The 19,566-nt window shown below is 71.3% G+C and carries 21 protein-coding genes; 12 read left to right on the top strand and 9 right to left on the bottom strand.

What is annotated here, in order from left to right:
- Positions 1–13: 13 nt before the first annotated feature.
- The 4 genes from B7C62_14220 to B7C62_14205 all read left to right on the top strand — a co-directional run bounded on the left by B7C62_14220 (position 14) and on the right by B7C62_14205 (position 2,862).
- Positions 14–259: a transcriptional regulator gene (locus B7C62_14220; GenBank protein ARF73296.1), complete on the top strand. Its 246-nt coding sequence runs from the start codon at positions 14–16 to the stop codon at positions 257–259.
- A 131-nt stretch (positions 260–390) separates the two neighbouring features.
- Entirely contained in the window at positions 391–489 is a 99-nt protein-coding gene (locus tag B7C62_14215; protein ID ARF73295.1) for an AURKAIP1/COX24 domain-containing protein, read from the top strand.
- A 171-nt stretch (positions 490–660) separates the two neighbouring features.
- The gene (locus B7C62_14210; protein ID ARF73294.1) at positions 661–1,752 is read left to right on the top strand and encodes an NAD-dependent dehydratase; all 1,092 of its coding nucleotides are present in this window, start codon (positions 661–663) and stop codon (positions 1,750–1,752) included.
- A gap of 15 nt (positions 1,753–1,767) precedes the next feature.
- Positions 1,768–2,862: a glycerol acyltransferase gene (locus B7C62_14205; GenBank protein ID ARF73293.1), complete on the top strand. Its 1,095-nt coding sequence runs from the start codon at positions 1,768–1,770 to the stop codon at positions 2,860–2,862.
- Positions 2,863–2,936: 74 nt separating this feature from the next.
- Here the strand turns inward: B7C62_14205 and B7C62_14200 are convergent, their stop codons facing one another.
- The 3 genes from B7C62_14200 to B7C62_14190 all read right to left on the bottom strand — a co-directional run bounded on the left by B7C62_14200 (position 2,937) and on the right by B7C62_14190 (position 6,352).
- Positions 2,937–4,172, bottom strand: a complete 1,236-nt coding sequence (locus B7C62_14200) for a hypothetical protein (GenBank protein ARF73292.1) — start codon at positions 4,170–4,172, stop codon at positions 2,937–2,939.
- A 209-nt stretch (positions 4,173–4,381) separates the two neighbouring features.
- Positions 4,382–5,161, bottom strand: coding sequence for an RNA polymerase subunit sigma-24 (locus B7C62_14195; GenBank protein ARF73291.1), 780 nt, complete (start codon positions 5,159–5,161; stop codon positions 4,382–4,384).
- A 246-nt stretch (positions 5,162–5,407) separates the two neighbouring features.
- Positions 5,408–6,352: a hydrolase gene (locus B7C62_14190; protein ARF73290.1), complete on the bottom strand. Its 945-nt coding sequence runs from the start codon at positions 6,350–6,352 to the stop codon at positions 5,408–5,410.
- Positions 6,353–6,488: 136 nt separating this feature from the next.
- Here B7C62_14190 and B7C62_14185 point away from each other — a divergent pair, with 136 nt between their 5' ends.
- The 6 genes from B7C62_14185 (at position 6,489) to B7C62_14160 (ending at position 13,080) form a co-directional block, all read left to right on the top strand.
- A complete protein-coding gene (locus B7C62_14185; GenBank protein ARF73289.1) occupies positions 6,489–6,764 on the top strand; it encodes an NrdH-redoxin in 276 nt (91 codons plus the stop codon).
- A gap of 272 nt (positions 6,765–7,036) precedes the next feature.
- Positions 7,037–7,804 (top strand): redox-sensing transcriptional repressor Rex, encoded by a 768-nt coding sequence (locus B7C62_14180; GenBank protein ID ARF73288.1) that lies wholly within the window; start codon positions 7,037–7,039, stop codon positions 7,802–7,804.
- Positions 7,801–9,300 (top strand): glutamyl-tRNA reductase, encoded by a 1,500-nt coding sequence (locus B7C62_14175; protein ARF73287.1) that lies wholly within the window; start codon positions 7,801–7,803, stop codon positions 9,298–9,300. The genes B7C62_14180 and B7C62_14175 overlap by 4 nt, the downstream gene beginning before the upstream one ends.
- Entirely contained in the window at positions 9,297–10,283 is a 987-nt protein-coding gene (locus B7C62_14170; GenBank protein ARF73286.1) for a hydroxymethylbilane synthase, read from the top strand. The genes B7C62_14175 and B7C62_14170 overlap by 4 nt, the downstream gene beginning before the upstream one ends.
- Positions 10,280–11,950, top strand: a complete 1,671-nt coding sequence (locus tag B7C62_14165; protein ARF73285.1) for a bifunctional uroporphyrinogen-III C-methyltransferase/uroporphyrinogen-III synthase — start codon at positions 10,280–10,282, stop codon at positions 11,948–11,950. The genes B7C62_14170 and B7C62_14165 overlap by 4 nt, the downstream gene beginning before the upstream one ends.
- 119 nt (positions 11,951–12,069) lie before the next feature.
- Entirely contained in the window at positions 12,070–13,080 is a 1,011-nt protein-coding gene (locus B7C62_14160; protein ID ARF73284.1) for a delta-aminolevulinic acid dehydratase, read from the top strand.
- 22 nt (positions 13,081–13,102) lie between these two features.
- Here B7C62_14160 and B7C62_14155 read toward each other — a convergent pair whose 3' ends face one another.
- The 4 genes from B7C62_14155 to B7C62_14140 all read right to left on the bottom strand — a co-directional run bounded on the left by B7C62_14155 (position 13,103) and on the right by B7C62_14140 (position 15,797).
- Entirely contained in the window at positions 13,103–13,579 is a 477-nt protein-coding gene (locus B7C62_14155) for a hypothetical protein (protein ID ARF73283.1), read from the bottom strand.
- Between the two features lie 18 nt (positions 13,580–13,597).
- A complete protein-coding gene (locus B7C62_14150; protein ARF73282.1) occupies positions 13,598–13,939 on the bottom strand; it encodes a hypothetical protein in 342 nt (113 codons plus the stop codon).
- A 147-nt stretch (positions 13,940–14,086) separates the two neighbouring features.
- The gene (locus tag B7C62_14145; GenBank protein ID ARF73281.1) at positions 14,087–14,902 is read right to left on the bottom strand and encodes a hypothetical protein; all 816 of its coding nucleotides are present in this window, start codon (positions 14,900–14,902) and stop codon (positions 14,087–14,089) included.
- 169 nt (positions 14,903–15,071) lie between these two features.
- Positions 15,072–15,797: a hypothetical protein gene (locus tag B7C62_14140; GenBank protein ID ARF73280.1), complete on the bottom strand. Its 726-nt coding sequence runs from the start codon at positions 15,795–15,797 to the stop codon at positions 15,072–15,074.
- Positions 15,798–16,125: 328 nt separating this feature from the next.
- Between B7C62_14140 and B7C62_14135 the strand changes: the two genes are divergently transcribed.
- Positions 16,126–16,719 (top strand): deaminase, encoded by a 594-nt coding sequence (locus B7C62_14135; GenBank protein ARF73279.1) that lies wholly within the window; start codon positions 16,126–16,128, stop codon positions 16,717–16,719.
- Between the two features lie 26 nt (positions 16,720–16,745).
- Positions 16,746–18,362: a hypothetical protein gene (locus B7C62_14130; GenBank protein ARF73278.1), complete on the top strand. Its 1,617-nt coding sequence runs from the start codon at positions 16,746–16,748 to the stop codon at positions 18,360–18,362.
- Here B7C62_14130 and B7C62_14125 read toward each other — a convergent pair.
- A complete protein-coding gene (locus B7C62_14125) occupies positions 18,359–18,664 on the bottom strand; it encodes a DUF397 domain-containing protein (protein ARF73277.1) in 306 nt (101 codons plus the stop codon). The two genes, B7C62_14130 and B7C62_14125, sit on opposite strands and share 4 nt — an antisense overlap.
- Positions 18,661–19,446: a transcriptional regulator gene (locus B7C62_14120; GenBank protein ID ARF73276.1), complete on the bottom strand. Its 786-nt coding sequence runs from the start codon at positions 19,444–19,446 to the stop codon at positions 18,661–18,663. Before B7C62_14120 ends, B7C62_14125 begins: the two co-directional genes overlap by 4 nt.
- Positions 19,447–19,566: the final 120 nt, after the last annotated feature.

The raw sequence follows: 19,566 nt of genomic DNA, 5'->3' as shown, positions 1-19,566 counted from the left end.
GGAGGGGAAGCCGGTGCGCGTCCGGTGCGGAAGGTACAGGTGGGTCATGGCTGCTGACAACGAACGGCCTCTCAACGAGGTCAGGTTTCTGACCGTGGCGGAAGTCGCCTCGGTCATGCGAGTGTCGAAGATGACCGTGTACCGCTTGGTGCACAGCGGTCATCTGCCGGCGATCCGGGTGGGAAGGTCCTTCCGGGTGCCGGAGCAAGCGGTTCACGAGTATCTCCGCGAGTCCTTTGTGGGGGTGGAATCAGCCTGACGCCGCCCTCGGACGCCTGAGGTCTGCCCTCGGATTACGTCCCTCACCCAGTGGCGGGTAGGCTAGGCCGACGTAGGTCGTGTGGGCCCAGACGCCCCGCACCAGTGAAAAAGAAGTGAGCGAGGGTAGTCGTGGGCTCTGTTATCAAGAAGCGGCGCAAGCGGATGGCCAAGAAGAAGCACCGCAAGCTGCTCAAGCGCACGCGCGTTCAGCGTCGCAACAAGAAGTAAGCGAACGCAGTTCGTGAGATCCGCAGCCCTCCCGCCGTTCCGGTGGGAGGGCTGCGGTGCGTTTCGGGGCACGGGGTCGTCACAGGACGGCGTCCACCCGCTACGGTGACCGCCAGGGAAGTTACCGCGGGAAGCAGGTCTCGCTTCCCGGTCCGACGGAAGGCGCGGGTCGTGGGGAAGGTCGTCCTCGTCACAGGAGTGGCCCGGCAGCTGGGGGGCCGCTTCGTCCGGCGCGTCCAGCGGGAGCCCGGGGTGGACCGGGTGATCGCCGTGGACGCGGTCGCGCCCGCGCATCCCCTGGGGGACGTGGAGTTCGTCCGCGCGGACATCCGGCAGTCCGCCCTGGCGCGGATTCTCGCCGAGTACGCCGTCGACACGGTCGTGCACCTGGACGTCTCCGGCAAGGCGCTCGGCACCGCGAGCCGGACGGCGATCAAGGAGACCAACGTCATCGGCACCATGCAGCTGCTCGGTGCCTGCCAGAAGTCGCCGACCGTGCAGCGGCTCGTGGTGAAGTCCAGTACGAGCGTGTACGGGTCGGCGCCCCGCGATCCGGCGGTCTTCACCGAGACCACCCCGCCCAAGTCGCTGCCGAGCGGCGGGTTCGCGAAGGACGCGGTGGAGGTCGAGGGGTATGTACGGGGCTTCGCCCGCCGCCGCCCGGACGTCGCGGTCTGCGTGCTGCGGTTCGCCAACATCCTGGGGCCGAGGCCCGATTCGCCGCTCGCGGACTACCTCTCGCTGCCCGTCCTGCCGACCGTCTTCGGCTACGACCCCCGGCTCCAGTTCGTGCACGAGGACGATGTCATCGACGTCCTGGGGATCGCTTCGCGCGAGCCCCGGCGCGGGACGCTGAACAGCGGGACCTTCAACATCGCCGGGGAGGGCGTGCTGCTGCTCTCGCAGTGCTCGCGGCGGCTGGGGCGGCCGACCGTGCCGGTGCTGCTGCCCGCCGTCACCTGGGTCGGCTCGGCGCTCCGGACGATCGGGATGACCGACTTCTCGCCGGAGCAGATCCGGCTGCTGACCCATGGCAGGGTGGTCTCGACCGTGCAGATGCGCGAGACCCTCGGTTTCCGCCCGGCGTTCACCACGGCCGAGACCTTCGCGGAGTTCGCGCGGAGCCGGGGGCCCGGTCTGCTGCCGCCGGAGACGGCGGGCAGAGCGGTGGACCGGCTGGCGGCACTGCCGCTGCCGGGCGGGGGTGCCGGGTCGCGGGAACGCGGGACCGGTGCGGTACAGACGACTCACGGCGCCAGGTAGAGGAGCGCACCGACGATGGCGGACGCCAAGGTCATTCCGTTCGACGACGACCGTTCGCGGTCCGGCGGCGGCTCACGTCCGGCCCGGCGCCGGACCGGCGCCGGTGGCCGGGGCGACGGCTCCACGGCCCCTGTGAGCGCCCTGCCGGGCGGCCGGCTGCCCGAGCCCGCCCCGGAGGGCGGGGCGGGCGCGCAGGAGCCCCAGGAGCCGCCGGAGCCCTCGGTGTCCCCGGCGTCCTCGGCGTCCCCGGCGCCCTCGGCGGGGGCGGACGGTGGCTGGGAGCGGCGGATCGCGGGCGGGCTCGCGTTCCTGCGGCGGCGGGTCACCGGTGACTACGAGGTCGACGAGTTCGGTTACGACAAGGAGCTCACCGACCAGGTCCTGATGTCGGCGCTCCGGCCGCTGGCGGACACGTACTTCCGGGTCGAGGTCAAGGGCATCGAGAACATCCCGTCGGAGGGCGGGGCGCTCATCGTGGCCAACCACTCCGGGACGCTGCCGCTGGACGGGCTGATGCTCCAGGTCGCGGTGCACGACCACCACCCGGCCGAGCGCCATCTGCGGCTGCTCGCCGCCGATCTGGTCTTCCACCTCCCGGTCGTCAACGAGCTGGCGCGGAAGGCCGGGCACACGCTGGCCTGTGCGGAGGACGCGCAGCGGCTGCTGGAGCTGGGCGAGATCGTCGGGGTGATGCCGGAGGGCTTCAAGGGCATCGGCAAGCCGTTCGGCGACCGCTACAAGCTCCAGCGGTTCGGGCGGGGCGGGTTCGTCTCGACGGCGTTGCGGGCGGGGGCGCCGATCGTGCCGTGCTCGATCGTGGGCGCCGAGGAGATCTACCCGATGATCGGCAACGCGAAGACGCTGGCCCGGCTGCTGGGCTTCCCGTACTTCCCGATCACGCCGACGTTCCCGTGGCTGGGGCCGCTGGGCGCGCTGCCGTTGCCGACGAAGTGGACGATCCAGTTCGGTGAGCCGATCCCGACGGACGGCTATCCGCCGGAGGCGGCGGAGGACCCGATGCTGATGTTCAACCTGACGGACCAGGTGCGGGAGCAGATCCAGCACACGCTGTACAAGCTGCTGGTGCAGCGGAGGTCGGTCTTCTTCTGAACCGGGCGTCCTGGGTACGGAGAGGGGGCCGGTACGCGCTGTGCGTACCGGCCCCCTCTCCGTATTTTCCGCGCCTACGGTTTCGGCTTGAGGTTCTCCCCGTCGATCCCCAGGCCGGGGAGGAGCCCGGGGAGCAGCGGGGGCAGGGTGACGTCCGGGGCGGGGCGCGGCGTGGTGCTCGGCCTGCTCTCCGGGGACGGCTGGGTGAGCCCGTCCGTGGGGAGCTCGTCGAGCAGTCCGTCCGTACCGCCGCCGAGGAGGCCGTTCTCGGGGGCCGTGCCGGTGGAGCCGGAGGAGCCCGACGAGCCCGAGGGCTTCGGTGCGGTGCTGGAGTCGGGGCGGCCCTCGGACCGGTCGGGGGGCGCGGGGGCGGGGGCGTCGTCGGTCCGGGGGGTGCCGGTGTCCGGGGTGGTGGTGTCGGTGCGGCCGGTGTCCTGGCTGCTCGTGCCCGGGGGGCGGGGCAGGAGGGACTGGAGCGGGGCCACGTCGTCCTCCATGGCCTCGAAGACCGAGCTGACCTCGTTACTGACGTCGGTGAGCTGGACGGGCAGCCGGTCGCGGAGGCTGCTCCAGGTGGCGCGGTGCGAGCGGGAGAAGGAGTCCAGGGTCTGGATGGGGCCGATGGAGCCGTCGCGCTCGTACGCGGAGTGGAGCAGGCGGTGGCCCTCGGACGCGTCGTGGGACATGCCGTTGAGCGCGCGTCTGACGGCGCCGAGGGACTCGTGGTCCAGCTGGCCTGCCCGGCCGCGCTCCATGAGTCTGCGGGCCTCGTTGAGCCGGGTGGACGCCTGGTCGAGATAGGCCGCGCCGCGGTCGGCGTCGCCCTTGGTCATGCCGAGGCTGATGTCCTCCATCCCGCGCTTCAGCCCGTACAGCGAGTCACCGGGCAGGGCGTCGGAGCTGGCAGCGGCCACTCCGCCGAACGCGCCCGCTGCCACACCCACGGTGAGCCCGCCGGCGGTCAGCCCCTTCGCCCAGCGGGAGCGGGGACGCAGTCTGCGCAGTGGTGAGGCCCGGTGGGCCCCCTTGCCCCGTTGTACGGGCACCGTAGGGCCCGTGGACGCGCCGCCCTCGGCGAACATGGCCTCCATGGCGGCGACGAGCTGGGCTCGCTGCACCACTTTGACCTCGGGGTCCAACTGCGGCTTCGGTAGCTCACCGAGGCCGTTCGCCAGGGCCAACAGCGGTCCGCGGTCGGCCTGGGCGGCCGGCTCCTCGGGCTGTACGGCCGCCGCACCCTGGGGGTTCTGCTCCTCCAGGGCCTGGGCGAAGGCGTTCGCCCGCCGGTGTGCCGAAACGTTTGCGATCACTGGCGGCACCTCCTCTCGTCATGACGGTCGACTCCCCTGGCGGTCCGGAAGTTGCACACCTTGAGCGCTTCCACTCGATGGAGTGAGCGGTCGCGGACAGGGGGTGACGACAGGGGGCCTGCAACCGGCACAACGAGTGGCGCGGCACTTGGGTTACGCACGAAAGATGTACGCACGAAAGATGATCGGACCAGTCCGTGTGGTGTCCGTCAGCGGGCGTCGTCCGGCAGCAGCCGGGCGAGCGTCCGGACGGCGCGGTACTGAAGGGTCTTGATCGCGCCCTCGTTCTTCCCCATCACCCGGGCCGTCTCGGCGACCGAGAGGCCCTGGAGGAAGCGCAGGGTGACGCACTCCTGCTGCTGCGGATTGAGCCGTCGCACGGCCTGGAGCAGTGCGGCGTTGGAGAGGGACTCCAGGACGGAGTCCTCCGGGGAGCGCTCCACCTCGTTGGCGTCGAGCATTTCGCCGGTGGTCACTTCCAGTCGGAAACGACTGGATTTGAAGTGGTCGGCGACCAGGTTGCGGGCGATGGTGACCAGCCAGGCGCCGAAGTCGCGGCCCTGCCAGGTGAAGGTGGAGATACGGCGCAGCGCGCGCAGGAAGGTCTCGCTGGTGAGGTCCTCCGCGGTCGCCTTGCCGCCCACGCGGTAGTAGATGTACCGGTACACGGTGTCGCTGTACTGGTCGTACAGGCGGCCGAAGGCGTCCGCCTCTCCGGCCTGTGCGCGCTCGACGAGGTCCATCATGCGCGCGCTGTCGCTGTCGGCGGTGGGACGGCGGACGGTCGACGTGGTCGAGGCGGCGGCGCGGGTACTGCGTCTTCCGACCGCCGCACTGCGTTCGGCCATGGCGTAGCACGGGCCGACAGGTGCAGGGGTGGCGAAGGCGGGGACGGCGTACGCGGTGGGGACGAAGCCGCGCAGGCGGTCAATGACCGATGCACGCAGCGTAGCCAGGCCCGAGGCGTCAACCCCGACGTGTGGGTACACGGGACTCCCAGAGGCAGAGCTTCCATCACGAGCAGTTCGAAAAACATCACTCGTCGTAGCGAGTGACGGTCTCCGTGATGCGTCTGAGGAGAATAACGCTTCGTGCAGGCGGCGCTACACCCAGTTGTCTAAATCACCGATTACGTCGTTTCTTGTATCGCTAAGTGACGCAACGAGTAGCGCATCGTGATCAGTTATTGATCGAATTGCTTCGCGATCTGTCGCTCTGCCGCTCTCGCGTCGCGTTCAGCGACGGCGGCGGTGCAGGGCGAGCGCGGCGGCGGTGCCGCCCGCCAGCGCGCCGACCCCGGCGGCGGCCGGGATGCCGACCTTGGCCGCCTTGCGCCCGGTGCGGTAGTCGCGCAGCCGCCAGTCCAGGGCGCGGGCGTGTTTGCGGAGCTTGGTGTCCGGGTTGATCGCGTAGGGGTGGCCGACCAGCGAGAGCATCGGGATGTCGTTGTGCGAGTCGCTGTAGGCGGCGCACCGCTCCAGGTCGAGGCCCTCGGCCGCCGCCAGCGCGCGTACGGCTTCGGCCTTGGCGGGGCCGTGCAGGGGCTCGCCCACCAGGCGGCCGGTGTAGACGCCGTCGACCGACTCCGCGACGGTGCCGAGCGCGCCGGTCAGGCCGAGGCGGCGGGCGATGATGGTGGCCGTCTCCACCGGGGCGGCGGTGACCAGCCAGACGCGCTGGCCCGCGTCCAGGTGGGCCTGGGCCAGGGCGCGGGTGCCGGGCCAGATGCGGTCGGCCATGTACTCGTCGTAGATCTCCTCGCCGATGGACATCAGCTCGGAGACGCGGTGGCCCTTGACGATGGACAGGGCGCTGTCGCGGGCGTCCTGCATGTGTTCCGGGTCCTCGACACCGGCCAGCCGGAACCACGCCTGCTGCCAGGCGAACCGGGTGAGCTCGCGGCGTTCGAAGAACTTCCGCTTGTACAGGCCCCGGCCGAAGTGGAAGATCGCGGCGCCCTGCATGACGGTGTTGTCGAGGTCGAAGAAGGCGGCGGCGCGGTCGTCCCCGGCGACGGGGAACGCGGGTTCCTCGGGGGTCTCCTCGGGGGACTTGGCCAGCAGGGCGGATTCGTCCTCGGCCGAGGTCTTGCGCGCGGCCTCGGCCGCTGCCTCGCCTGCCAGGACGCTCCGTGCAGTCGCGGAACGCCTACGGGGTGTGAGCCATCCAAGAGCGGCCATGCGGTGAGCATAGCCAGTCCGCCGGTACGTGCCCGACCTGCCGGGATGCGGTGGCGTGAACTCTGCGGGGCCGGATCGTTAATCGGGCGATTCCGGACGGTCCGGAGCGAGGGGCGGCCGGGCGCAGAATGAAGGCATGAGTCCTCTGCTGCGCCGTACGAAGAAGAAGCCCGCCGACCGGGTGGTCACCCTGGTGGGGAAGCCCGGCTGCCATCTGTGCGAGGACGCCCGCGCGGTGGTGGACGCGGTCTGCGGGGAGACCGGTGCGTCGTGGGTGGAGAAGGACATCACCGAGGACGAGGAGCTGTACAAGGAGTACTGGGAGCAGATCCCGGTGGTGCTGATCGACGGCGAACAGCACACGTTCTGGCGGGTGGACCCGGAGAGGCTGCGCAAGGCACTGGGTGCGTGAGTGAAACTCGGTTAACATCATGGGCGTTTTGAGTGGTCTCGGGGGAGTGGACGTGAGGAGTGTGTACCGCTTTGCCCCCTTCGAGGCTGCAACGGGCTGATGCGGTCCTTGGTTCCGGGATCGCACGGGGTATGTGCGTGACCCCGGTCACTTTGACCGGACAAAACGGACACCATCTTTGTGCACGCGTTCACAAAGACATAGCCTGCATTCGACGGGGCGGTCTTGGGACATACGGCCGCCTGCAGCCCCGCTCATCCCGCAGGAGCACCGTGGCAACTGGCCGAACTCACCGACCGGCGACCCGTAGCCGAGGAATTCCCGAGGCCACCGTCGCCCGACTTCCGCTGTACCTGCGCGCCCTCACCGCGCTCTCCGAGCGATCGGTCCCCACGGTCTCCTCCGAGGAACTGGCCACCGCGGCCGGCGTCAACTCGGCGAAGCTGCGCAAGGACTTCAGCTACCTCGGGTCCTACGGCACCCGCGGTGTCGGGTACGACGTCGAGTACCTCGTCTACCAGATCTCGCGCGAGCTCGGCCTCACCCAGGACTGGCCGGTCGCCATCGTCGGCATCGGCAACCTCGGCGCGGCCCTCGCCAACTACGGCGGCTTCGCCTCCCGCGGCTTCCGGGTCGCCGCGCTGATCGACGCCGACCCCGCCATGGCCGGTACGCCGGTGGCCGGGATCGCCGTCCAGCACACGGACGACCTGGACCGGATCATCAGCGACAACGGTGTGTCCATCGGTGTGATCACCACCCCGCCCGGCGCCGCCCAGCAGGTCTGCGACCGGCTCGTGGCCGCCGGGGTGACCTCCATCCTGAACTTCGCGCCGACCGTGCTCTCGGTGCCCGAGGGCGTCGACGTACGCAAGGTCGACCTCTCCATCGAGCTCCAGATCCTGGCGTTCCACGAGCAGCGCAAGGCCGGGGAGGACGCGCCCGTGGAGGGCGAGGACCCCGAGGCCCCGCCGATGCGTGCCACGCCCGCGAGCCGGAAGGGACCCGACGGGGACATGCCCGCCGTGATGCCCGCATGAGCCTCCTCGTCGTCGGACTGAGCCACCGCAGCGCCCCCGTCTCCGTACTGGAGAGGGCCTCCCTCGCTGCCGACACCCAGGCCAAGCTGCTCCAGGACACCCTCGCCGCGGAACCCGCGACCGAGGCCGCCGTGCTGGCCACCTGCAACCGCATCGAGCTGTACGCGGACGTGGACAAGTTCCACGCGGGCGTCGCCGAGCTCTCCACCCTGCTCGCCCAGCACAGCGGCGTCGGACTGGACGAGCTCACTCCGTATCTCTATGTGCACTACGAGGACCGGGCCGTCCACCACCTCTTCTCGGTGGCCTGCGGGCTGGACTCGATGGTCGTCGGCGAGGGCCAGATCCTCGGCCAGATCAAGGACGCGCTCGCGCGCGGCCAGGAGCTGCACACCGCCGGACGGCTGCTGAACGACCTCTTCCAGCAGGCCCTGCGGGTCGGCAAGCGCGCCCACAGCGAGACCGGGATCGACCGGGCCGGGCAGTCGCTCGTCACCTTCGGGCTCCAGCAACTCGCCGCCGGGGCCGACCCGGGTCTCTGGGCCCGGGGCAAGCGCGCCCTGGTGATCGGCGCCGGATCGATGTCCTCGCTGGCCGCCGCCACCCTGGCCCGGACCGGGGTCGCCGAGATCGTCGTCGCCAACCGGACCCGCGCCCGCGCCGACCGGCTGGTGGAGATCCTCCAGCAGGGCGACGACACCACCGTCCGCGCGCACGCGGTCGAGATGTCCGCGGTCGGCGACGAACTGACACGTGCCGACATCGTCGTCTCCTGCACCGGCTCCACCGGCCTCGTCCTCACCGCCGACGCCCTCGCGGACGCCCTCGGGGTCACCCTGGACGTCCCGGACCGGGCGCCCGCCGTCGCCCTCGCCCCGATCCCGGCCCCGGCCGACGTCGACCAGCACGCCGCCTGGGTGGAGAACGGTTCCGCCACCTCCGCGCCCGAGGCCCCGCGCCGCGTCACGCTGCCCGCGCAGTCCACCGGCCCGGTGCGGCTCGCCCTGCTCGACCTCGCCATGCCGCGCGACATCGACGGCGCCGCCCACCGCATCGACGGTGTCCGGCTCGTCGACATCGAGTCGCTCGCCGACGCCTCCGCCGACGCCCCGATGGCCGCCGACGTGGACCAGGTCCGCACGATCGTCGCCGACGAGGTGGCCGCCTTCGGCGCCGCCCAGCGCGCCGCCCATGTCGCCCCGACCGTGGTCGCCCTGCGCACCATGGCCGCCGACGTGGTCGCCGGGGAGATCGCCCGGCTGGACGGCCGCCTCCCCGACCTGGACGAGAAGCAGCGCGCCGAGATCACCCAGACCGTGCGCCGCGTCGTCGACAAACTCCTGCACGCGCCCACCGTGCGGGTCAAGCAGCTGGCCAGCGAGCCCGGCGGCGCCGGGTACGCGGACGCGCTGCGCGAACTCTTCGACCTCGACCCGCAGACGGTGGCCGCCGTCTCCCGGGCCGACCTGAACGACCCGAATAGAGGGCGGTCATGACCGACAACTCAACGCCGGACGCGCGGAGCGCCGCGCCGCTCCGGCTGGGCACCCGGCGCTCCAAGCTGGCCATGGCCCAGTCCGGCCTGGTGGCCGAGGCCGTCCGCGAGGTGACCGGGCGCGCCGTCGAGCTCGTCGAGATCACCACGTACGGTGACACCTCCCGCGAGCACCTGGCGCAGATCGGCGGCACCGGTGTGTTCGTCGCGGCCCTGCGCGAGGCGCTGCTGCGGGGCGAGGTGGACTTCGCCGTCCACTCGCTCAAGGACCTCCCCACCAGCCAGCCCGAGGAGCTGCTGCTCGCCGCCGTGCCGCAGCGCGAGGACCCGCGCGACGCCCTGGTGGCCCGCGACGGGCTGACCTTCGCGCAGCTGCCCGACGGCGCCCGCATCGGCACCGGTTCGCCGCGCCGCATGGCGCAGCTGAACGCGTACGCCCGCTCGCACGGCCTGCGGATCGAGACCGTCCCCATCCGGGGCAACGTCGACACCCGGATCGGGTTCGTGCGGGACGGGGAGCTCGACGCGGTGGTCCTCGCCGCCGCCGGGCTCAGCCGCCTCGGCCGCACCGGTGAGGTCACCGACTTCCTGCCGGTCGACACCGTTCTGCCCGCTCCCGGCCAGGGAGCACTGGCGATCGAGTGCGCTGCGTCCAGCGCCGACCTCGCCGCCGCGCTCGCCGAGCTCGACGATCCGTACACCCGGGCCGCCGTGACCGCCGAACGCGCCCTGCTCGCCGCCCTGGAGGCCGGCTGCTCCGCACCCGTGGGTGCGCTGGCCGACCTCCTGGTCGACGGACAGGTTGTCAACGAACTGCGCCTGCGCGGAGTCGTCGGTTCCACCGACGGTTCCTCGCTGGTACAGCTGTCCACCACCGGTCCCGTTCCCACGTCGTACGACGACGCGGCGGCCCTCGGACGCGAACTCGCGGCCGAGATGCTCGCCAAGGGTGCGGCCGGTCTTATGGGGGAGCGAGCACTTTGAGCCCCACCGGCCCCGCCGCATCCGACTTTCCGCCCCTGTCCCCACAAGGCCAGGTCACCTTCCTCGGCGCCGGTCCCGGCGACCCGGGACTGCTGACGCTGCGCGCCGTCGAGGCGCTTGCGAGCGCGGACGTCCTTGTCGCCGAGCCCGATGTGCTCGACGTCGTCCGCGGGCATGCGCGGGCAGGCGTGAGCACGCCTGAGCTGACGGTTGTTGACGTGGCGTCAACAACCGCCGGAGTACCCGTTCTCAGGGATGCGGCCAATCTTGTCATGGAGGCCGTGAAGGGCGGCAGGCGGGTGGTCCGCGCTGTCGCCGGGGACCCGGGCCTGGACGGGAACGCGGGTGCGGAGATGCTCGCCTGCGCCGCCGCCGGGGTGCCCTTCGAGGTGGTCCCGGGCGTCGCGAACGCCGTCGGCGTGCCCGCGTACGCCGGGGTGCCGCTGCGGGACGCGCAGGGCGCCGACGTGCGCTTCGTCGACGCGCGTACCGCATCCGACCGGTGCTGGAGCGAGGTCGGCGCGAGCGACGCGACCGCCGTCGTCTCCACCACGCTGGACGCGGTCGCCGCCGCAGCCGGTGAGCTGGTCTCGGCGGGCCGCAAGCCCGACACCCCGCTCACCGTGACGATCGCGGGCACCACCACCCGCCAGCGCACCTGGACGGCGACCCTCGGGACGATCGCCCAGGTCCTCAAGCAGGCCAAGGTGCTGCCCTCCCCCGAGGGGCACCGGCCGGTCATAGCCGTGGTCGGTGAGCGCAGCTCCGCCGCCCAGCGCGACCAGCTCGCGTGGTTCGAGTCCAAGCCGCTGTTCGGCTGGAAGGTGCTCGTCCCGCGCACGAAGGAGCAGGCCGCCTCGCTCTCCGACCAGCTGCGTTCGTACGGTGCCGTCCCGCACGAGGTCCCGACGATCGCCGTCGAGCCGCCGCGTACGCCCCAGCAGATGGAGCGCGCGGTCAAGGGCCTGGTCACCGGGCGCTACGAGTGGATCGCCTTCACCAGCGTCAACGCCGTCAAGGCGGTCCGGGAGAAGTTCGAGGAGTACGGGCTCGACGCCCGGGCCTTCGCCGGGATCAAGGTCGCGGCCGTCGGCGAGCAGACGGCCGCCGCGCTGGTCGACTTCGGCGTCAAGCCGGACCTGGTGCCCTCCGGCGAGCAGTCCGCCGCCGGGCTGCTGGAGGACTGGCCGCCCTACGACCCGGTCTTCGACCCGATCGACCGGGTGTTCCTGCCGCGCGCCGACATCGCCACCGAGACCCTGGTGGCCGGGCTGATCGAGCTGGGCTGGGAGGTCGACGACGTCACCGCGTACCGCACGGTCCGCGCCTCGCCGCCGCCTGCCGACACCCGCGAGGCGATCAAGGGCGGCGGCTTCGACGCGGTCCTGTTCACCTCGTCCTCGACCGTCCGGAACCTGGTCGGCATCGCGGGCAAGCCGCACAACGTCACGGTCATCGCGTGTATCGGCCCGGCCACCGCGAAGACCGCCGAGGAGCACGGCCTGCGCGTGGACGTCCTGTCCCCGGAGCCGTCCGTGCACAAGCTCGCCGAGGCGCTCTCCGCCTTCGGTGCGCAGCGGCGCGACGCGGCGAAGGAGGCCGGTGACCCGGTGACCCGGCCGAGCGAGCGCCGCCCGGGCGCGCGCAGGCGCCGGACGACGACGTAACAGCGTTACGGCGGTGAGTGGGCCCGGTCGCTTCGGCGGCCGGGCCCGCTGTCGTTGCCCGGTCTTTCCCGGCGCCGGTGTCGGTAAGCGGGCGGTGGGGGCGGGTCTATCGTCGGAGGATGACTGCGTACGGAAACTTCCCCGGCTCCCGCCCCCGGCGGCTGCGGACGACCCCGGCGATGCGGCGGATGGTCGCCGAGACCCGGCTCGACCCGGCGAACCTGATCCTCCCCGCGTTCGTACGGGAGGGCATCGACGCCCCGGTCGCCATCTCGGCCATGCCCGGCGTGCACCAGCACACCCTGGACACCCTGCGGAAGGCGGCCGTCGAGGCGGTGTCGGCCGGGGTCTCGGGGATCATGCTCTTCGGGGTGCCGGAGGACGCGAAGAAGGACGCCCAGGGCACGGCGGGCACCGACCCGGACGGCATCCTCCAGGTCGCTCTGCGGGCGGTGCGCGAGGAGGTCGGGGACGACCTGGTCGTCATGTCGGACCTGTGCCTGGACGAGTACACCGACCACGGTCACTGCGGGGTCCTGGACGCCGACGGGCGGGTGGACAACGACGCGACCCTGGAGCGGTACGCGGAGATGGCCCAGGTCCAGGCGGACGCCGGGGCCCATGTGGTGGGCCCCAGCGGGATGATGGACGGCCAGGTCGGCGTGATCCGGGACGCCCTGGACCAGACCGGCCACGAGGACGTGTCGATCCTCGCCTACACCGCGAAGTACTCCTCCGCCTTCTACGGGCCCTTCCGCGAGGCCGTCGGCTCCTCGCTGAGCGGCGACCGCAAGACCTACCAGCAGGACCCGGCCAACGCCCGGGAGTCGCTGCGGGAGCTGGCGCTCGACCTGGAGGAGGGCGCCGACATGGTCATGGTGAAGCCCGCCGGACCGTATCTGGACATCCTCGCCAGGGTCGCGGACGCGGTGGACGTGCCGGTCGCGGCGTACCAGATCAGCGGCGAGTACGCGATGATCGAGGCCGCCGCCGAGAAGGGCTGGATCGACCGGGACAAGGCGGTCCTGGAGAGCCTGACCGGTATCCGGCGGGCCGGGGCGCAGATGATCCTCACCTACTGGGCGACCGAGGTCGCCCAGTGGCTCGGCCGGGACGCGGGCCGGGGCTGAACCCCGGCCGGGGGCCGAGGTCTCAGGGGCCGCCGGCTCCGGTCTCCTGGAGCCGGTGGGCCTCCTTGATGGAGAAGCGGGCGCTGTCCCGTACGAGCGGGTCCTGGTCCGCGCGGGCGGTGGAGTCCAGGGCCATCGCCACCAGCGGGTCGGACGTGTAGGGCGCCAGCGACATCGCCGCGTACTGGCGGACGAGGTCCTCCTCCGGGTCCCGCAGGGCGGTGAGCAGGGCACGGCCCGCGCGGCGGCGGAGGTCGGGGTCGGCCGGGGGCCAGAGGCGCAGGACGGTGGCGCTCTCGACGCGGGCGAGGCCGTACTCCTCGGCGTCGGCGACCACCGACACGAGGAACGGCAACGCCTGGGCGTTGGCGTCCAGTTCGGTGATGATCTCGCGCTTGCGGTCACTGCCCGGGGGCAGGGCGCGGAACTCGGCTATCAGGCGTTCGGCGGCTTCGGCCGCTGCCGCGGCTGCCGTGGTCGGGGGGTTCGTGTCGTTCATGGGGGTGGACACTTTCTGTCAGGGCCAGTCGACCAGTGCCATGAATGCTACGAAAGTGACCAGGACGGTGGCAGGCGCGGTGAGCGCCAGGGCCAGACGGCGGGACGCGTTGCGAACCTGCCAGGGGGTGGTCCAGCCCGCGATCAGCACCAGCAGGGCGATGAGCAGCCCCACCCACAGGACGGTCCACGCGGGGCCGAAGCTCGCGTCGAAGCGGTCGGCCGCCGCGCCGTTGCACGCGTCGCACGCCATCGGGGTGAGGCCGCCGAAGAGCAGGGCGATGAACCCCGCCGGTACCGTCACGAGGGTGGCGGTCAGCGGGGCGATCCAGCCGCGGGGGTCACGTGTGATGTCGCGCATGCGTACGAGTGAACCCGGTGGGCCCGGCGCCCGCATGAGTACCGGGGCTCAGTCGTCCGTCGGTAGATCCGGCAGATCCGGCAGATCCGGTACATCCGGCAGGCAGGCCCGGGCACCGGGCATAAGCCCGTCAGTTCCACCCGCCCGTCAGTCCCACCAGAACGACCACACTTCCTGATCGAGCACGCGCTTCTCCGCGTAGACGCCCAGATCGTACGGCGGGGACTGGTCGATGTTGTCCGGGCAGAACGCGTAGTGCTCGGCGGCCAGGGCGTGGGCCTCCTCCGGTGTGGTCGGCGGGCGCCCCACGGAGACGATCATCGTGTCGAAGCCGAGCACCACGACCCGGGCGTCGTAGCGGTCCTCCCAGGAGCGGAGCACCGCGCAGAGCCGGGCCACGTCGTTCTCGTGGTTCATCGGGCCCGACCAGCCCATCGCCGCCGGTATGTCCGCGCTGCGGCGGGCCGGGACGAGCGCGAGCCGGGACCCGGAGAGCCAGCCGTCCGGGTCGGCTGTGATGAAGTCGGCCAGCTCGGCCGCCGCTGTGTCCGGGTCGCCCGGGCCCTCCTGAGCGGGCGCCGGGGCGAGACCGGGCCAGGGGGCGTGGCCCGAACCCTCCCCGCCCTCCCCGGAGTCCACCTCGTCGTCCGCGTACGCCGTCCAGTACCCCGCCAGCACCTCGTCCGCGTCGTGGTCGCCCGCGTACGTCGTGGTGTCCGGGCAGAGGTCCCACTCCTCGGGCCACTGGTCGCGCGAGCCGCCGTGGACCAGCACCGGCAGCAGGCCCAGCCGCCGCCCGGCCGTGCGCAGGGCCGCCCAGTCACGGGGAGCGGCGGGCCCGTCCGCGTACCAGAGCAGCGGTTCGTCCCAGGGGCCGTCGATCGTGTCGGTCACCAGGGAGCCGGGCGGGAGGTCCAGGCCGGAGGTGGCCAGGGAGGGCAGGGGGTTCGGGAGCGTCGCCATGGTGGGGAGCCTAGGCGGCGGCACTGACAACGCCAGGGATGGAAGGCTCTGAGCGGTCCGGCCGCCGAAACCGGGCGGCCCTCCCACCGGATCGGCGGGAGGGCCGGGGCCTTCGGAGCTTCGGAGCTTCGGAGTCTCGAAGCTGCGGAGTCGCTTCGGCAGATGCCGGTCAGAACGTGTCGGGCAGCGTCACCTTTTCCTGGTCGCCGTACTCATAGATGTTCGCGACGCCGCTGGTGGCGCCCAGTTGCAGCGTCAGCCCCTCACCGGGCTTGCGGGTGCCGACGACCCTGATCTCCTGCGGCAGGTCCTTGAACGCGTAGGTCTTGTACTGCCAGGAGCCGCTGTCCGTCTTGTACCCGAGGGTCGCGGACTGGGTCGTCATCGTGCCGGGGCCGTCGGACCCGTCGAAGGCCCCGGTCAGGACGAATCCGGTCTCCCCGTCGGCGCGGGCCGAACCGTCGAAGCGCACGTCGTACGTCAGGGCGTCGTAGGAGTCCCGCTTCTGGTACACCGGGGTGAGCTTCTGGGACGGGCCCCCGACCGCGGTGGTCACCTCCGGGCCGTCCTTGAACGAGCCGGTCACGCCGTTGTTCAGGCCGACGTAGAAGTCCACGGTGTCGTTGGCCTGGCGGCTTCCGTGGCCCTTCACCGTGAAGGTGTTCTCCGTCTCGACGCCCTGGATCTCGAACTCCAGGCGCTCGTACTTGTTCTTGGTGCCCCCGTGCCCGATACGCACCTTGTTGGGGAAGTCGGCGCTGCTGCGGTCGAGCATGGTGATGGCGGTGATGGTGCCTTCGAACCGGTAGCCGGTCGCGGTGTCCGGCTCCACGTATCCGTCGAAGGTGGCCCACGTCTTCGAGTTGATCCTGAATTCCGCCTTGATCTTCGGCATGACCAGCCCTTCGTTCGCGCCCGCGCTTCGAGCGGACGGCATCGGTGAAGTCCAACGGAGTGCGTGGCCGACGCTAAGTGATCAAGAAGCCCCGCAGGCCCCTGACAGGGGCATATCCGCACGATTGAGTGCGGTGGGCATGCTGGACTTGACGCCCCGCCGGAGCCGTTGACCGTACGCGCCCCGGCCCGGGAACACCGACCCCAAGGGCGACGCCTGTCGCGGAAGGGCCCATGTCCCGGTGGATCGGCTGCGGGGAACGTATCGTCGTGCCCCGTTGTGCGCCGCCCGGTCATCGCCGATCGGGCCGATCCGGCAGGTGGTTCCCATGAACACGTCCGTGAACACGCCCACCAACAAGATCGTTTTCTCTGTCTCGGTCTCCCTCGACGGCTTCTTCGAAGGGCCCGGTCACGACATCGACTGGCACACCGTCGACGAGGAGCTGCACCAGCACTTCAACGACTACCTCCGCACGATGGGCGCGTTCGTCGAAGGGCGCGTCACCTACGAGCTGATGGAGGAGTTCTGGCCGACCGCCGATCAGGACCCCGCCAACGAAGGGCCGATGGCCGAGTTCGCGGGCATCTGGCGCGGGATGCCGAAGTACGTGTACTCCCGGACGCTGGAGACCGTGGGGCCGAACGCGACCCTGCTGCGCGAGGTCGACCCCGAGCAGGTGCGCGGTCTGCGGGATGCCGCATCGGGGGACCTGGTGGCCGGTGGGGCGGGGCTGCTGGAGACGTTCCGGCGGCTGGATCTCGTGGATGAGTACCGTGTCTACGTTCACCCCGTGCTCCTGGGGCGCGGGCGCCCCTTCTTCCGGGACGTGGACAGCCGTCAGGGGCTGCGGCTGCTGGAGACCCGGGCGTTCGGCAACGGGGTGGTGCTCCTGCGGTACGCGACGGTCCGGGGCGACTGAGCCGCTGCCCCTGGGAGGGACCCTGTATGACCCGTACGACCCGTGTCCCCGTCGTCCGGCGCGTGTTCGGCGGCGGGCCGTTCGCCGAGATCGGAGAACCGGCGTCGGCCGTCGTCGACGAGCGTGCGCGGAGGGTTGCCGTGGGCGGGGACCTCGGGCCGGTCCAGTGGAGCGGCGGCGCGGCCGCGGAATCCGGGTGGACGGGACACCGGATCGGGATCTACGAGCAGGACGGCCTGCGGTGCCGGAACCTGGTGCGGTCCCGGTACCCCGTACGGTCCCTCGCCTTTCACCCCGGCCTCCCCCTGCTGGCCGTCGGCACCGGGAGCTACGACGGCGGCTACTCGTTCGAGGGCGAACTGCTGCTGATCCGCCTGGACACCGGCGATGTGGTCTCCGCCCTGCGGTACCCACGGCAGGTGCACGACGTGGAGTGGCGCAGCGCGACCGAGCTGGGCCTGGTCCTCGCGCCGTGCGACGACTGGAACAACCCGCGCGCACATGAACAGGGTCATGCCGTCGTCGTCACGCGTGCGGACTGGGGCGCGGTCGGGCCGGAAACGGTCGGTCCCGAGGAACTGGCCGCCCCGGCGGAGCCCTTCCTCCCGCCGGAGCGCGGGGCGGAGGCCCGGCGGCTCCTCACGCGGCTCGCGGCCTCGGACGGGCAGCGGTGGGCCGTACGCCGGAGGGTGTGGGCGGTCGAAGGGACGGACGACGGCCGGGTGCTGGCCGCTCTGGACGGGGTTCTGGCGGAGTGCTGGCTGCCGTCGGGGGAACGGGCGTGGGCCGTCGAGGACGAGGAGGGCGGTCGCCAGCTGGTTCCGGGGGCCGACGGAACATCGGTCTGGGCCAACGCCGAACGCCGCGATCTCCGCAGGGGGACCGGAGGCGGCCGGGAGACGTCCGGGCCCCGGACGGCCCGGATCTCCGTCGATACGGGGGAGGTGCTGGAGACGCTGAGCCCGGGGGTGTTCGCGGTTCTCGTCGCCGGGGGCCGGAGGGTGGTCCTGAGGCCGCTGGCCGGCCGCCGCGGTCGCCCCGAACGGCTGATGATGTTCGACCTCGGCAGCGGGGAGACCGGTGCGGAGGTCGGGGCCTTCGACGCGTTCAATCACCCGTTCGCGGTCCGTCGCGCCGACGGTCCCTACGTTCTGGTGGGCATGGACCCGGAGGCGTCGCACCGGGACAAGTGGGTGACCGCCGTGGGCACCGACGGGACGCTGCGGCGGCTCTTCCCTCATGCCTGGGTGCCCGGGGAGCACCATTTCGGGGGGCCCGCGGTCGACATCGGACGGTCCCTGGTCCACGCCGGGACCGTCCACCACGGGCAGGGGCTCCAGCCCGGTGGCGCCTACGTCGTACGGCGGTCACCGGACGGTGCGGTGCGGTGGCAGCACCGCACCGATCACCCCGCCACCGCCCTGGACGCCGACGGTGACACGGTCTTCGTGGCCTGCAACTCCGGCACCCTGACGGGCCTGGACGCCGACACCGGCTCGGTGCGCTGGCACACCGAGCTGGAGGTCGACGGGGCACCGACCGCCGCACTGTCCCTCGCGGTGGCGCCCCAGGGGCACGTGCTGATCGGGACCGTTGACGGTCGCGTTCTGGAGTGCTCCGTACGGCCGTACGAGAACGACTAGTTGGCCGTACCGGCGTACGCGGCGAACGTGGTCCAAGCGGCGGGCGTGACGCTGAACGTCGGACCCTCGATGTCCTTGGAGTCGCGGATGTGGACGGCGGCGGGGTGCGCGGCGATCTCTACGCAGGCCCCGCCCTCGTCGGAGCTGTGGCTCGACTTCTGCCAGTTGTAGGCGACTTCGAGGCACTGCCCGCCCTCGCTACCGCTGTAACTCGACTTCCGCCAGTCGTAGGCGACTTCCAGGCATTGACCCCCTTCGTCGCTGCTGTAGCTCGACTTGAACCAGTTCAGTGCGGTGCTCATGTCTCTCCCAGTAAACGGGCCAGCAGGCGCAGGGTCTCAAGAGGGGTGAGCGCCTGGGCTCGCAGCATCGCATATTTCTGGGCCAGGATGCTGATCTCATTCGGGTCGGAGATCAGCTGGCTGCCGCGTTGGGTTTCGGTGTAGGCGGCGTACTGGTGGTCGGGTGTTTCCAGGAGGGTGAAGGGGCCGGCGAGACTCGCGTGCACCCTGCTGTCGAGCGGGAGCACCTGAAGGCAGACGCCCGGGAGTTGGGCCATTTCGTACAGGTGGCGGAGCTGTTCCCGGTGGTCCTCGTCCGAGGTCAGTTTCATCATCAGGACCGGTTCCCAGATCACCATGCTGAGCGTGGGCGGTTTGCTCCGGTGCAGGATCTCCTGGCGTTGCAGACGCGTCGCCGTCTGCGTCTCGATCTCCTCCGGGCTGTAGACCGGGATCTTGTTGCTGAACACCGCTTCCGCGTACGCCTTCGTCTGGAGCAGCCCCGGGATGACCTGGTTGTCGTACCAGGACAGCGTCAGCGCCTCGTTCTCCATCGTGATGTACTGCTCGGCCCAGAGCGGGATCAGGTCGAGATCCGGCAGGTTGTCGACCGCCGTCGCCAGGACGCCCTTCGTCTTGAAGTGCTTGTCCAGGATCGCCGCGAGATCCGGGAGCAGCGAGCGTCTGCCCTGCTCGATGGAGGCGATCGTGTCCTCCTGTACGCCTGCGATCTCGGCCAGTTGGGCCTGCGTGAGGCCCGCCTCGACACGGAAGAGGGCAACCAACTGGCCCACGAGCTTCATCGCCGTCGCGTTCTTGCGCGGTCGCTTTCTGGGGTGCATACGGTCCCACTCCCACCCCGGAAGGCACTTCACGCACGCCACGCCCGTACAAGAAATATGTACGGGCGGGCACGGGGTGAC

Source organism: Kitasatospora albolonga, assembly GCA_002082585.1.
Lineage (GTDB): Bacteria > Actinomycetota > Actinomycetes > Streptomycetales > Streptomycetaceae > Streptomyces > Streptomyces stephensoniae.
The sequence above is the reverse complement of the archived record's forward strand: the minus strand, read 5'-3'. Positions and strand labels throughout refer to the sequence as shown.

Bases quoted from the DNA above. Each gene is read 5' to 3' on its own strand.
- B7C62_14205 (ARF73293.1), top strand. From the start codon at position 1,768: ATGGCGGACGCCAAGGTCATTCCGTTCGACGACGACCGTTCGCGGTCC.
- B7C62_14190 (ARF73290.1), bottom strand. From the start codon at position 6,352: ATGGCCGCTCTTGGATGGCTCACACCCCGTAGGCGTTCCGCGACTGCA.
- B7C62_14185 (ARF73289.1), top strand. From the start codon at position 6,489: ATGAGTCCTCTGCTGCGCCGTACGAAGAAGAAGCCCGCCGACCGGGTG.
- B7C62_14175 (ARF73287.1), top strand. From the start codon at position 7,801: ATGAGCCTCCTCGTCGTCGGACTGAGCCACCGCAGCGCCCCCGTCTCC.
- B7C62_14170 (ARF73286.1), top strand. From the start codon at position 9,297: ATGACCGACAACTCAACGCCGGACGCGCGGAGCGCCGCGCCGCTCCGG.
- B7C62_14160 (ARF73284.1), top strand. From the start codon at position 12,070: ATGACTGCGTACGGAAACTTCCCCGGCTCCCGCCCCCGGCGGCTGCGG.
- B7C62_14155 (ARF73283.1), bottom strand. From the start codon at position 13,579: ATGAACGACACGAACCCCCCGACCACGGCAGCCGCGGCAGCGGCCGAA.
- B7C62_14150 (ARF73282.1), bottom strand. From the start codon at position 13,939: ATGCGCGACATCACACGTGACCCCCGCGGCTGGATCGCCCCGCTGACC.
- B7C62_14145 (ARF73281.1), bottom strand. From the start codon at position 14,902: ATGGCGACGCTCCCGAACCCCCTGCCCTCCCTGGCCACCTCCGGCCTG.
- B7C62_14140 (ARF73280.1), bottom strand. From the start codon at position 15,797: ATGCCGAAGATCAAGGCGGAATTCAGGATCAACTCGAAGACGTGGGCC.
- B7C62_14135 (ARF73279.1), top strand. From the start codon at position 16,126: ATGAACACGTCCGTGAACACGCCCACCAACAAGATCGTTTTCTCTGTC.
- B7C62_14130 (ARF73278.1), top strand. From the start codon at position 16,746: ATGACCCGTACGACCCGTGTCCCCGTCGTCCGGCGCGTGTTCGGCGGC.
- B7C62_14125 (ARF73277.1), bottom strand. From the start codon at position 18,664: ATGAGCACCGCACTGAACTGGTTCAAGTCGAGCTACAGCAGCGACGAA.
- B7C62_14120 (ARF73276.1), bottom strand. From the start codon at position 19,446: ATGAAGCTCGTGGGCCAGTTGGTTGCCCTCTTCCGTGTCGAGGCGGGC.